Origin of the sequence: Pseudomonas sp. PP3 (assembly GCF_905336995.1) — a bacterium.
GTDB classification, from domain to species: domain Bacteria; phylum Pseudomonadota; class Gammaproteobacteria; order Pseudomonadales; family Pseudomonadaceae; genus Aquipseudomonas; species Aquipseudomonas reinekei.
In genome coordinates this window covers 3,960,671-3,970,668 of record NZ_HG995459.1, presented here as the reverse complement: position 1 = coordinate 3,970,668, position 9,998 = coordinate 3,960,671, and the positions used below count along the sequence as shown (strand labels likewise).

19 protein-coding genes are annotated in these 9,998 nt (G+C 56.2%); 3 read left to right on the top strand and 16 right to left on the bottom strand.

What is annotated here, in order from left to right; all coding sequences use genetic code 11:
• Window positions 1–46 precede the first annotated feature (46 nt).
• The 7 genes from KHO07_RS18120 to KHO07_RS18090 form a co-directional block, all read right to left on the bottom strand.
• Window positions 47–1,186 carry a tyrosine-type recombinase/integrase gene (locus KHO07_RS18120; protein WP_212625117.1) on the bottom strand — a complete coding sequence of 380 codons (1,140 nt, stop codon included), beginning with the start codon at window positions 1,184–1,186 and terminating at the stop codon, window positions 47–49.
• Window positions 1,186–1,419: a hypothetical protein gene (locus KHO07_RS18115; RefSeq protein WP_212625116.1), complete on the bottom strand. Its 234-nt coding sequence runs from the start codon at window positions 1,417–1,419 to the stop codon at window positions 1,186–1,188. The genes KHO07_RS18120 and KHO07_RS18115 overlap by 1 nt, the downstream gene beginning before the upstream one ends.
• 44 nt (window positions 1,420–1,463) lie before the next feature.
• The gene (locus KHO07_RS18110; RefSeq protein ID WP_212625115.1) at window positions 1,464–1,865 is read right to left on the bottom strand and encodes a hypothetical protein; all 402 of its coding nucleotides are present in this window, start codon (window positions 1,863–1,865) and stop codon (window positions 1,464–1,466) included.
• A 53-nt stretch (window positions 1,866–1,918) separates the two neighbouring features.
• Window positions 1,919–2,374 (bottom strand): hypothetical protein, encoded by a 456-nt coding sequence (locus tag KHO07_RS18105; RefSeq protein ID WP_212625114.1) that lies wholly within the window; start codon window positions 2,372–2,374, stop codon window positions 1,919–1,921.
• Window positions 2,375–2,506: 132 nt separating this feature from the next.
• Complete coding sequence (locus KHO07_RS18100) at window positions 2,507–3,094, bottom strand: hypothetical protein (protein ID WP_212625113.1); 588 nt, start codon at window positions 3,092–3,094, stop codon at window positions 2,507–2,509.
• A gap of 47 nt (window positions 3,095–3,141) precedes the next feature.
• Window positions 3,142–3,816 carry a hypothetical protein gene (locus KHO07_RS18095; protein ID WP_212625112.1) on the bottom strand — a complete coding sequence of 225 codons (675 nt, stop codon included), beginning with the start codon at window positions 3,814–3,816 and terminating at the stop codon, window positions 3,142–3,144.
• Window positions 3,813–4,130: a DUF4406 domain-containing protein gene (locus KHO07_RS18090; RefSeq protein ID WP_212625111.1), complete on the bottom strand. Its 318-nt coding sequence runs from the start codon at window positions 4,128–4,130 to the stop codon at window positions 3,813–3,815. Before KHO07_RS18090 ends, KHO07_RS18095 begins: the two co-directional genes overlap by 4 nt.
• A 58-nt stretch (window positions 4,131–4,188) precedes the next feature.
• On the opposite strand from KHO07_RS18090, the gene KHO07_RS18085 reads away from it, so the two are divergent.
• On the top strand, window positions 4,189–4,569 hold the full coding sequence (locus KHO07_RS18085) for a hypothetical protein (RefSeq protein WP_212625110.1): 381 nt from the start codon (window positions 4,189–4,191) through the stop codon (window positions 4,567–4,569).
• Window positions 4,570–5,032: 463 nt separating this feature from the next.
• Window positions 5,033–5,731: a hypothetical protein gene (locus tag KHO07_RS18080; protein WP_212625109.1), complete on the top strand. Its 699-nt coding sequence runs from the start codon at window positions 5,033–5,035 to the stop codon at window positions 5,729–5,731.
• Here the strand turns inward: KHO07_RS18080 and KHO07_RS18075 are convergent.
• From KHO07_RS18075 to KHO07_RS18055, 5 genes are all read right to left on the bottom strand, one after another.
• On the bottom strand, window positions 5,723–6,025 hold the full coding sequence (locus KHO07_RS18075) for a hypothetical protein (RefSeq protein ID WP_212625108.1): 303 nt from the start codon (window positions 6,023–6,025) through the stop codon (window positions 5,723–5,725). The two genes, KHO07_RS18080 and KHO07_RS18075, sit on opposite strands and share 9 nt — an antisense overlap.
• 81 nt (window positions 6,026–6,106) lie before the next feature.
• A complete protein-coding gene (locus KHO07_RS18070) occupies window positions 6,107–6,571 on the bottom strand; it encodes a hypothetical protein (RefSeq protein ID WP_212625107.1) in 465 nt (154 codons plus the stop codon).
• Window positions 6,568–6,810 (bottom strand): hypothetical protein, encoded by a 243-nt coding sequence (locus KHO07_RS18065; RefSeq protein WP_212625106.1) that lies wholly within the window; start codon window positions 6,808–6,810, stop codon window positions 6,568–6,570. The genes KHO07_RS18070 and KHO07_RS18065 overlap by 4 nt, the downstream gene beginning before the upstream one ends.
• A gap of 7 nt (window positions 6,811–6,817) precedes the next feature.
• On the bottom strand, window positions 6,818–7,381 hold the full coding sequence (locus KHO07_RS18060) for a siphovirus Gp157 family protein (RefSeq protein WP_212625105.1): 564 nt from the start codon (window positions 7,379–7,381) through the stop codon (window positions 6,818–6,820).
• The gene (locus KHO07_RS18055; RefSeq protein WP_212625104.1) at window positions 7,378–8,112 is read right to left on the bottom strand and encodes a hypothetical protein; all 735 of its coding nucleotides are present in this window, start codon (window positions 8,110–8,112) and stop codon (window positions 7,378–7,380) included. The genes KHO07_RS18060 and KHO07_RS18055 overlap by 4 nt, the downstream gene beginning before the upstream one ends.
• 90 nt (window positions 8,113–8,202) lie before the next feature.
• Between KHO07_RS18055 and KHO07_RS18050 the strand changes: the two genes are divergently transcribed.
• Window positions 8,203–8,475 (top strand): hypothetical protein, encoded by a 273-nt coding sequence (locus KHO07_RS18050; protein WP_212625103.1) that lies wholly within the window; start codon window positions 8,203–8,205, stop codon window positions 8,473–8,475.
• Window positions 8,476–8,699: 224 nt separating this feature from the next.
• On the opposite strand, the gene KHO07_RS29235 is transcribed toward KHO07_RS18050, so the two are convergent.
• From KHO07_RS29235 to KHO07_RS18030, 4 genes are read right to left on the bottom strand one after another with little or no spacing between them, the layout of a single operon-like run.
• Entirely contained in the window at window positions 8,700–9,071 is a 372-nt protein-coding gene (locus KHO07_RS29235) for a hypothetical protein (protein WP_244858231.1), read from the bottom strand.
• Window positions 9,068–9,262: a hypothetical protein gene (locus KHO07_RS18040; protein WP_212625102.1), complete on the bottom strand. Its 195-nt coding sequence runs from the start codon at window positions 9,260–9,262 to the stop codon at window positions 9,068–9,070. The genes KHO07_RS29235 and KHO07_RS18040 overlap by 4 nt, the downstream gene beginning before the upstream one ends.
• Window positions 9,259–9,450 carry a hypothetical protein gene (locus tag KHO07_RS18035; RefSeq protein ID WP_212625101.1) on the bottom strand — a complete coding sequence of 64 codons (192 nt, stop codon included), beginning with the start codon at window positions 9,448–9,450 and terminating at the stop codon, window positions 9,259–9,261. Before KHO07_RS18035 ends, KHO07_RS18040 begins: the two co-directional genes overlap by 4 nt.
• Window positions 9,447–9,884, bottom strand: coding sequence for a hypothetical protein (locus KHO07_RS18030; RefSeq protein WP_212625100.1), 438 nt, complete (start codon window positions 9,882–9,884; stop codon window positions 9,447–9,449). The genes KHO07_RS18035 and KHO07_RS18030 overlap by 4 nt, the downstream gene beginning before the upstream one ends.
• Window positions 9,885–9,998: the final 114 nt, after the last annotated feature.

Sequence of the window (9,998 nt, the reverse complement as noted above, 5' to 3'; positions counted from 1 at the left end):
GCCTTTGGGCAAACTTTGGGAATATTCTGGGCAAACGACCACCGCGCTACACCTTCAGGTCGGCTTTCACCTTCATATAAACCACCGCATCATCACCGTGCCCTGCCTGATAGTGCTCGGTCATCTTCACGTCAGCGTGCCCCATCAAGCCTTGGATATATTCCTGCTCGAAACCCTGCTGCTCGTACAGCCAGGCTCCGAGAGCGCGGATCTCGTGAAAGGTGGGGCGCTCGCCGGCCGGGACGTCGTCGTAAGCGTGTGAATCGTCTCGCGCCTGGGCGAATGACTTGGTCAGGTAATCCGCTGTCACCGCATTCCAGTGTAGCTTGGCGTCCAGCTGGCTCCGCTTGCGCGCCTTCGGCGAGTAGTGGATCAGGTACGGGCAGACAACCGGCGACTTCATGCACTCCAGCACTACCTCCCGCAGCGCCTGGCCCATGACGATCTCCAGGTGAACGGGCTTCCCGTAGTTTTGCGTCTTCCCGGGCGATACCTTGATGGTGTTCTGCTCGAGGTCAACGGCCGATTTCGGCCACACCACGATATCCTCCCGCCGCTGAAGACTCAGCAACCCCAGCCGAATGGCGCGTTTCAGCCAGATCGGCGTCCCCACGTAATCCAGAATCGTGTTCAGCCCCTCAACGGTATGGCGCTGGCGCTTCTTCTCGGCCTCCTTTTTGACCAGGGTCAGCTCAGCGGAGTTGCGCTCGCACAGACCCTTGGCCACCGCGAACGCGAACACCTGGACCAGCAGCCCACGGTGCTTCGTGTAGGCGTTGTTCTCGAAACCATCCAGGTAGTCCGCGACAGTCAGCACATCCAGTTGCCCCATCATCAAATCACCCAGGTCCTCGCGGTACCGGGCCAACTTGAATTTGATTTCCTTCAGCGTGCTCGCCGCGTAGGTCTTGGTGATCAGCCATTCATCTTCGAAGCGCTCCAGGCAGCGAGTGAACTTTGGTGCAGCGTCACCGGTGATCATGGAGAGCAGTGAGCCGTCGTCAGCCAGCAGCGGAAGCAGCTTGGCGTTGGCGGCGTTCGCCAGCTTGATGGCCTCGGCCATTGGCTTATTGATGCTGGTCTTCTTGCCTGTGATCGGGTTTTTGTACTGCCAGTACTTCCCGTTCGGGTACAGATTCGCTGGAAGATCCCTGTTTTTCACTGTCCTGGCGCGCGGGGGAGCCATCAGCCCACCTCCAACATCTTGGCGAGCAACGGATCGTTCGATCCAATCACGGCTGCCTGCAGGTCCACGAAGTACATACCGCCCTTTACCTCTCCAATCACTTCGCCTTCCTCAATCCATTTTTTCAACTGTTGCACACTCGGCTTGCCGCCGGCGTAACGCAACTTCCTGTACTCACTCACCTCCATCAGGCGAGGGAGCCTTACCGTAATCTGGGCAATGACTTTTGCCATGATGATGCTCCATGCCGCGCGTGGCGGCAGAAGGTGGTGATGGGTTATGCGGATCGGCGCCCGCTTTCTTTCTGGCGCTCAATGTCGATCTGTTCATACAGGGCTTCGACCTTTTTGCTTTTTCTGTCGATGGCCTGAGACCGTTTAATGTGGTCTGACATGGCCTTGTCATAAGGCTCAATCAGCTTGATCAGCCGCAACTTCTCTTCTGGATCCTTCGATTCGTTAAACCTGACAGCAAGTCGGTCGCGCTCTTTGAAATCCACTCCATCGAGTTCGCGGTTTTCTTTTTGCATTTCCTCGAGCACCTCGGCCGACTGCCTCTCCCAGCGCAGATACAGAACATCGCTTCGTTTGGGACGCGAGAAGTGGTGGCTTCTGATCCAGGCCACCAGGTCCTCCTTGGTCATTTCGTCGAGAACATCTTTCACGGCTTGTCTGGTCATACGTGCATAGCTCCGCCCGCCGTTCACCGGCAGGCTGGTAGGTGGAAGAGGGGTTACTTCGGGGTTGAGTTTCGTTTTCGTGCGGCGGCAACCAGTGCTTTCGATGTGCTTGCCACGCCGCCGGCAACGTCCTCCGGCAGAATGGCGGTATTGCAGTGCGGGCAGAGCGGTGCCATCTTCGTGCTGCGCCAGGCTTCGTCCATCACCTTGGCGGCGCGGCTGCGGATCTGGAACTTCTCAGCTTCAGCCAGCTCCGCCGAGCGGCGATTAATTCGGGATGCCGCGGCGCTGAACTTTTCAACCAGGTTGGTGAACGCGTCGAATGGCTCGACCTCCGCCTCGCAATCGCTGCACCAGACGCGCCGCTCTTTTTCGTCATAGACGAGCTGCTTGTGCCGGCAGGAGGAAGCAGGGCGCCGGGTCATGCCGCGAGCCACCCGGATGTCCTCGATCTGCACGACCTTCACGCCGTACAGGTATTCTTGCGGTTCAATCGGTGCATCACTCATCGCCACGGCCCCTTGTAGATGAGCCAGAGCATGTAGAGCGGCGCTGCTAATGGGATGATCATGTGGCCACCGCTGCGACAGAGAGGATGATGGCGCCCCAGATGCAGGCGCTGAAAGCCATTACTTTCAGGATCATGCGGCGGCCCTCGCTTCTGTGATCTCGTCGATGAGAGATTGTGGGAGCCGTGCGGCAAACTCCCCCTCTGACCACGACAGCGGCTGAGACTGGCGGATCATCTCGTTCAGCAGATCGAATGCCGCAAGCAACTGGTCATCGTTGATCTCGCCGTCCTCCGGCAAGTCATCGCAGAAGTGGTCGGCCGGATCGATTTCACTTGGATAGTTCGGCTCACAGATGCAGAGCTGCAGGTCAGCCAAATCGATTTCGCTGTCAATCAGGTAGTCGCGCAGGTTGTCTTCATCGAAGAAGTACCGATCACCGTCGAAAATGACCAGAGGTTCGCCGGCCCATTCCTTGACTGGCATCGTCGCGAATTTCGCTTGGCGCCGGGCGTGATGGCACGCTTTGCAGTATCTGTTCACTTCGTAGATATCGTGGTCAGGATTCACGTCGCAGCGGCGGTGGGTGGCACCGCAGTAGCGGGCAAGGTTTTCGTCGGCGCCGAAAAATCGACCGTCAGCGGAAACCCAACCGGTTACCGTTTTGAGGCTCGCCGCTTCCGGAGCGTCGAACATGATGATTGGCTTTTGTTCAGGCATGACTTCGTCCTTGCCGCTATAGCGGCTGACTTTGAAGGGGGAGGGAGTTACAGCGGGAAGTTGGTGATTGCCGCGCGGTCGATACGCTCGATTTCGGCGAGGATCAGGGCGCCGGCCTTCACCAGATCACGGCGTGGAGTCGATGGTTTCCAGTGGACGTTGTCCCAGCGGAACAGCTGACGCCCGATTGAGCGCGCGCCGCCTGCGCTGGCAGCGTATCCGGCTGCAGCCAGAGCGAGCTCGCCGAAGCTGTAACAGTCATCACGCTCCGGGTTGTGTCCCTCTGCCATTATCTGGCGCTGGCGCTCAGCGATAACGTCAGCAGCCGCTCGCGAGGCTGCACCGGTCAACTCATCAATCCGCTGATCCGCCTCATTCAGGCGCTGTTGCAGGGCCTCGATCTTTTCACGAGCGGACGCCTCACGCGCCAGAAAGATTCCGTAGGCCTCCTGGGATACCCGAACCGAACGTCCGTCGATACCGAAATCCACGCCGGAAGATTCTTTCGACGCGGCGGTAATTGTGTCCGGAGCAGGGGCGGAGCCGAGCATGGCCGCCCAGCACAGTTTCGCGCGGAACGCCGCTTGCTGGCAGCCGCTCATATCTTGGTACTGCTCCCATACTTCCTCATCGGTGAAGCACTCGTTTGGTTCCGACTCAAAACCGTTGCTGACCATGGTTTCAGTCGGTTCGACCGGCACCAGTTTCCATTGAGTGCTCATCCTGCAATCTCCATCGATACCAGATCATGGGCATCTACAACCGTCATTCCGAGCGCGCCGGCGATGTGCACTTCGAGGCGGGCGCCCTTTGAATGCTCCCAGCCCGGGAGCGTGGCCACCGTGTCGCAGTCCATCAGGGCGGCAATGTCGCGGCGCATGCAGTCGTTCCAGGAACCGCCGTCAGGGTTCAGTTCCGCGGGGTTGGTGACGACGTGGCCGCCGGCGCGCAGGCTGGCGGTCATCGCGGCGAACGCTGGGAAGTTGAGGCCGGGCAGGCCGGTCATGGGGCCTGACAGATAAATTCTTAAGTTCATAGCACTACCTTTTGAAGGGGAAACGTATAAAATTCTCAGCCTATGCATCGGAGGGGTTATGAAAGATAAGGATCTAGCGAGTAAATACGTCAGCAATTTCAGGCGGCACTTCTCGCACTATTTGCTTCCAGGAGTTTCATTAAAATCCTCGGTGATTCTTGTTAAAGATGGCGGCGGTATCGTTAAGTTGTCATTTTCAAGAAAAGGTAGTGCAGATGATGTGTTGCCTACTGCGAAGACAATGTCGGAAGCGCTTACCTCTTTTGGGATTAAGTCATTCGGAGATGCCCAGGGAATCGTTTTTTCAGGAACCAATATGGTTCTTGAAGGTGACTCCATGTTCTTGATTAAGGGCGAGGACTCAAGTGCTTGGACAGATGCAGGCGCCAAGGATGATGTGAAGCGAATTCTCGACGCGGCTAGGAAGCAAAAGCCATGAAAGTAAGGGGATTGGAGGGGTCTCCGCAGGAAATTCACGACTTATTCAAAAATAACGGGATGGACTTGTCAAACTATATTTCCGCGCCGATGAAGGCTATATGGTTGGTAATCCCAATCGTAGTGTCTGTTATCGTTCTAACGGTGATAGTGTTTGGTCAGGTTTCTTACCCTTCGTTTGGGGCTAAGTGTTTACCTGTCGCATTGATACTGCAGTTGGTTTGTGTTGTTTGGTTGGTTGCTAGCGTTCAACTTAAATTTGAAAGTGTGACGACAACTGTGGTTCTTTCAATAAGCTGTTTGTTGTTGTTAGCGATAGTCGCTGGAATGATGTCGATCAGTGATGCTCTCAAGTTAATACAGACCTTCAAGGGCGGTTAATACGGGCTCTCGCCGGCTGGCGTGATTCGTTGAAGTGGGGTATTTGTGTTCGGCTAGGAATGCAGCCAGGGGAGTCGCAAAAAATGAAAAGAGTGGATCTGAGTGGCGTTGATCCAGATTTTGAGACTGACAGCGAAAAAATTCATCGTCTGGCACGAATAGGGTTAAGTTCGATACCTGTTGTGGGTAGCCCACTGGTGGAAGTATTTAACTCCGTCCTTGAGTCACCATTAAGTAAGCGGCGAAATGAAATTATTATTCAGATCGGCGAAGTCTTAAATGAGCTAATTGAAAGTGGCGTGGTGACTGAAGAGGCATTGCGTGAAAATGAGGTGTTTATAAGCACTGTTGCTCAAAGCTGTAGTATTGCATTGCGGAATCATGAGTCCGAAAAAATAGAAGCATTGAAAAATGCTATCAAAAACGCTGCGACCCCCGACAATTCGGCGGGGGACTATAGCCCAATGTTTCTAGGGTTTGTGGACTCATGCACTACTGCTCATATTCAGCTTTTGCATGTATTTCACAATCCTGAAAAATGGTTCATCGATAGAGGAATGGAGTTTCCTATTACGGGAAGTAAAGGGCGAATGCACAGCATAGCAGCCGCTGCTTTTCCTGCGTTTGAGAAAGAATATGATTTTTACGAAAACGTGTGGGGTGATTTGTGTCGTCGCGGCTTTGCATTTAATAACGGTTTCGAAGACACCCTAGAGAGAGAAGCTATTTTGACCAGGCTTACAACTCCTCTTGGTTTCCGTCTTATACGCTTTTTAACTTGATTGCTGTACGAATTCTTCAAGTTGTCGCGACCACTTTTCGGTGACAACAATTTCAGGTCGCGACATGTTGGCGAATCGTCCGGACTCATAGGCCGTTGCGCCGGCAAGGTTGATCAACAAGGTAGACACCGTCTCCTGCCACTCCTCGAAGTCGTGTCGCTCGCCCAGCACTTCAAGTGCATCAGCGAGCGCTTTCGGCACAATCAGCGTGCGTTTCTCGGCGCCGATCCGGTCCAACAGGGCTTTCTCCTTGGCGCGCTTGTCCTTCTGCAATTGTGCATTGCTTTTGGCCATTTCCTGCCTCTTCAATTCCGTGGGCCGGTAGATCCAGCCATGTCTGTCGTCGGCGCTGGCGCACCTGTTTGATCATCCGTTTCATGCCGCAACCTTCACCTGATGCCAGGCTCCGGCGGTGTTGAACAGCTTCGCAGCCTGAGCTTCTTCGAGCGTTACCTCGGCTGGAACCGCAATCCAGCCTGACGCAACCAAATGGTTGGGGTTGCAGCTGTCTCGCAGCTCCAGGTAGTAATGCTCGATCGCATCCGTCAGGCGCTCTACCTTGTAGATGCCCTCCGGCGATATCTCCACCGACATGATGTACTCGCCACCGCGCTCGTCGCGACACATGGCGGCGATGTAGATCGTCCAGTGGTAGGAGAAGTCGAATAGTGCATTGGCTATCGCAAGGCTGCGGATCTGCCGGCAGTTCTTCCAGTTAGCCATGATCTGGCTGCCGCTGGGGTCGATGTTCACTACCGCGACGTGGTTGGTGCGCAGCAGTGCCCGGCAGCTGCGTTCAGCCCGGGCGAAACCGTTGTTGGGTTTGCGTTTCGACTTCATAGTGTGACCGCCATTTTGCGTAGCGCCTTGCGTTCGGCCGCCGATATCGGCTTCGGCCGCCGCTTGAGGACCGTTTCAGGGTCTATTTTTTTCGAGCGTGGCGGTGGAAGTGGATAGCGCGGCGGGCTTTTCAGTTGATCAATCCGCCCGCCGGCGACCAGGTACTGAGCGATTTGCTCAGCGATCGACTCGGCGTCCGGTCGGTGCTGCTCGACGAAGTTGAGGTGGTTGCTGATCATGCTGGCCTCACTTGATCCTGATCGAACTGTCGCCGCGCTCCAAATGCGCGTAGGCAGGTTCTTCGAGCAGTTCGTGTTCTGCGTCTTCGCCGGCGGCCATCCGCTTGCGCACGGCTTCGTTGTGCTCGCGAATTTCCTTGAACTTGGCGGCGATCGCGTTCTTGTCCGGGGCAATGCTGGTTTTCACGGATGTCAGTTCGTCGGGCACCGCTTCCTCGTTGTCGACGATGACTTTCTCCTTGCCCTGGGCCAAGGTGATGGTGAACAGTGGGCGCTTGATCGACTTGAGGTTGGCGGCTTCCATGTTCCGGCGCAGGTAATCGCTGATCTGCGCAACGCTGTTGGACTTGATACGCTTGAGCTCGGTCAGTCGCTCAATCTCCGTGTCGATGGCCGTCACGTCGCTTTCAATGTTGCGGCGCAGCATGACGATGCTGTCGGCTTTCACCTCGAACTCGCCCTGGATCTCGTTCATTGCGTGCTGCAGGGCCTCTTTCAGACCCTCATCATCGGTGTCTGCCATTCCCTGAAGTTCGGCGAGCTTGCCAGTCAGTGCGTAGAGCTGGGTCATGCTGCATTCTCCTTGCCGGGCTCAAGAGCCGCTTTGCGCTCTTCGAAGGCGCGGGTGATTCGGGCGATAAACGTCGGCTCGTTGCGGCGGGTCGCCTCTCGGATGTATTTGACGTTCAGCATTTTCAGTTCATGACTGGTCACGGCTTTGCCCATCGTTTCTACGGCCGAGTTGAGCCAGTCCAGTCGTTCCTGCTTCTGACGCAAGATCTCAGCGTCCTTGTCCACTGCCAGTTCAATCGCCTGTTCTTCCTTGAGCTGCTCGACATAGGTGTGATCGTCGAACATGCCGAGAAAAACGTCGGCACTGAAGCCGAGCATCGACAGGGATTTCTTGATGGCGTCGGTCAGCGACTTTTTAGGCGCCTCGCCGTCGGTAGTGGTGCCATACTTCGATTTGTAGAGGTAGCGCGTGCAGCCGTACTGTTCGATCTCGCCGCGCTTCCCGTCCAGCTCGAACCAGAAACGAATCTTGATGGTGTGGTTTAGCTCGCGGCCCAGCACCAGGCGCTTGTCACCTTCACCACTGACCATTTCAGAGCCTTCATCGAAGCGCTCTTCAATGATCGACCAGCCGAATCCGATACCGACCGGGCCGAAAACTTCAGTCGCCTTCATGATCATTGCGGTGCCGTTTAGGCTAGTGATCTTTTGACCACCTACTTCGGCCGCTTTCGTGTATCGGGTGTCAGTCGTACTAACCTTTTCCCAAATATGCATGTTCATGGACATGAGTCTCTCCTGCGCCCCTGTATCCAGGGCACTGTGCGTTGTATGTCAGATGTGGGATATTTCAGAAGACAAGATCAGGAGGATCAAACCGTGCCGAAAACGAAAATCATCGAAGCTCCAAAACCCAGTTGTGGGTTTTACGGAGCCACGACGAAAAACACCGGACTGAATCAGCGAGAAACGCTAGAGGAGATAATGATCAATCTCGCAACATCCCTCGGCATTAAGGTGATTCACAAGGCGCTCACAGCTCGCGATAGTTATATATACGAAGCACAGCACCCTGGGTTTGGCAGCTTTCAAAGTGCGTCAAATACGATCCTTGAGCTGTCTAGGGCCCTGGCGAAAAAATCTAGTTTGTGACGCGATCAGCCAGAGCGCTGAGCAACATCAGGAAGGTGTAGATAGCGAGGACAGGCAGCGAGCCGCGCCAGATCAGAACACGGCGCGCCCATTGTCGGGAGGTCACCTGAACACCCGGTAGGTAGTCGAGTGCGGTGCCTGGCAAACGCCAGACGAATCGCGAACGACGCCGTAAGCGCCTGCGCCGGCAACCAGAATCACAACGAGAGTCCAGTAAACGAGGTTCATAGCCACGGCCTCAGCTGCTGTAACACCAGTTCATGCAGCGCCTTGCCGTCACGGCTCATGCGCTGCCCTCGGAGCTGCCACTTTTTCGTGCTTGGCCAGCAATCGATCATTCGACTGTCCGGAAGCGTCAACACGACGTGATAGCCGTTGTTGTGTCGCTTGTGGGCGAGGCCAGTACGAGCCAGCCAGACGTCAAAGCGCTGCATGGCCTCAGCCTTCATGCGCTTTTTATGTCCTTCAGGGTTCGGCTCGCTGCCTTCGCCGCCGCAGTTTCTGCAAGCCCGTGGATATCCGACATCCTCGCCTATGAGCTGGCTACAGCTCATGCAGTGGCTACCATCGGCCACGCTGTCTTCGTGAAAGCTCACGACCGAGCCCTCACAGCGATTCTTCCGCCCTTCATGGTCACCGACAGGCGCTGCCGGAGGCTGGCGACTAACTCCTCAGGCTTGCGGCCGATCACCTCATTGAAGGGGAGGCCGAAGGCGAGCAATGCGATCTTGCGCTCGATGTCGTCGATCTGCTCGTCGATCAGAGTTTTCACCGGTGGCGTGCTCATGCGAACTCCTTGCGCTGCCTGCAATGCTTCAGCAGGCGCTGGCAGTAGTGGCTGAATTCTTCGAGGGTGATCAACTGGTCCGTCATCAGGTTGGTGATGATTTGCTGAACCAGAATGCTGTTACCGGGCGGGCTGTCCGGATGCGAGAGGCCATCCAGCGCTTCATCGATAAGGATGTGAGGGCTCATAGATCACCATCCAAATCGTCTTCGGCCTTTTCACGCTGGGCGGCGGCCGCGTCGGCGGCGTGCGGGCGGAGTAGGTCGGCGGCGATTTCCTCAAGCCGTTCGACCAGTCGCTCACTCCCCAACAGGTATTTCGCGTGGGTGCGGCAATCACTGCCGCTTCCGACAACCGTACTCAGCACCAGCTTGGCGAACGAGTCGCGGTCATCGAGGCCGTCGATCTGCCGCTGGTTCAAATACAGCTGCAGGTGCTCGGCGTACTGCGCCGAGGTCACCTTCTGCGCTGGGCCAAGCCGCCGTTTCCACGTCACGTCAGTTCCGCACACCAGTTGTTCGGCGGCGCCTTCCAGCCATTCCTGTTGCTGGTCCGACTCGCTCACCGGCGGAGGTAGCTGCGCGTCGTACACGGCCTGATTGAGTTTCAGTGCTGCGTTCATGGTCGCCTCCAGAGTGGCGGTGGTAATCCAACAAAACTCGGCTGCACTCTTCCTTTCCGCTGGTTGCCGTTGGGCGCGGAGGGGAGTGCATGCGGGTGGTGTCGGGAGGATGTG

Bases quoted from the DNA above. Each gene is read 5' to 3' on its own strand.
- KHO07_RS18120 (WP_212625117.1), bottom strand. From the start codon at position 1,186: ATGGCTCCCCCGCGCGCCAGGACAGTGAAAAACAGGGATCTTCCAGCG.
- KHO07_RS18115 (WP_212625116.1), bottom strand. From the start codon at position 1,419: ATGGCAAAAGTCATTGCCCAGATTACGGTAAGGCTCCCTCGCCTGATG.
- KHO07_RS18110 (WP_212625115.1), bottom strand. From the start codon at position 1,865: ATGACCAGACAAGCCGTGAAAGATGTTCTCGACGAAATGACCAAGGAG.
- KHO07_RS18105 (WP_212625114.1), bottom strand. From the start codon at position 2,374: ATGAGTGATGCACCGATTGAACCGCAAGAATACCTGTACGGCGTGAAG.
- KHO07_RS18100 (WP_212625113.1), bottom strand. From the start codon at position 3,094: ATGCCTGAACAAAAGCCAATCATCATGTTCGACGCTCCGGAAGCGGCG.
- KHO07_RS18095 (WP_212625112.1), bottom strand. From the start codon at position 3,816: ATGAGCACTCAATGGAAACTGGTGCCGGTCGAACCGACTGAAACCATG.
- KHO07_RS18090 (WP_212625111.1), bottom strand. From the start codon at position 4,130: ATGAACTTAAGAATTTATCTGTCAGGCCCCATGACCGGCCTGCCCGGC.
- KHO07_RS18085 (WP_212625110.1), top strand. From the start codon at position 4,189: ATGAAAGATAAGGATCTAGCGAGTAAATACGTCAGCAATTTCAGGCGG.
- KHO07_RS18080 (WP_212625109.1), top strand. From the start codon at position 5,033: ATGAAAAGAGTGGATCTGAGTGGCGTTGATCCAGATTTTGAGACTGAC.
- KHO07_RS18075 (WP_212625108.1), bottom strand. From the start codon at position 6,025: ATGGCCAAAAGCAATGCACAATTGCAGAAGGACAAGCGCGCCAAGGAG.
- KHO07_RS18070 (WP_212625107.1), bottom strand. From the start codon at position 6,571: ATGAAGTCGAAACGCAAACCCAACAACGGTTTCGCCCGGGCTGAACGC.
- KHO07_RS18065 (WP_212625106.1), bottom strand. From the start codon at position 6,810: ATGATCAGCAACCACCTCAACTTCGTCGAGCAGCACCGACCGGACGCC.
- KHO07_RS18060 (WP_212625105.1), bottom strand. From the start codon at position 7,381: ATGACCCAGCTCTACGCACTGACTGGCAAGCTCGCCGAACTTCAGGGA.
- KHO07_RS18055 (WP_212625104.1), bottom strand. From the start codon at position 8,112: ATGTCCATGAACATGCATATTTGGGAAAAGGTTAGTACGACTGACACC.
- KHO07_RS18040 (WP_212625102.1), bottom strand. From the start codon at position 9,262: ATGAGCACGCCACCGGTGAAAACTCTGATCGACGAGCAGATCGACGAC.
- KHO07_RS18035 (WP_212625101.1), bottom strand. From the start codon at position 9,450: ATGAGCCCTCACATCCTTATCGATGAAGCGCTGGATGGCCTCTCGCAT.
- KHO07_RS18030 (WP_212625100.1), bottom strand. From the start codon at position 9,884: ATGAACGCAGCACTGAAACTCAATCAGGCCGTGTACGACGCGCAGCTA.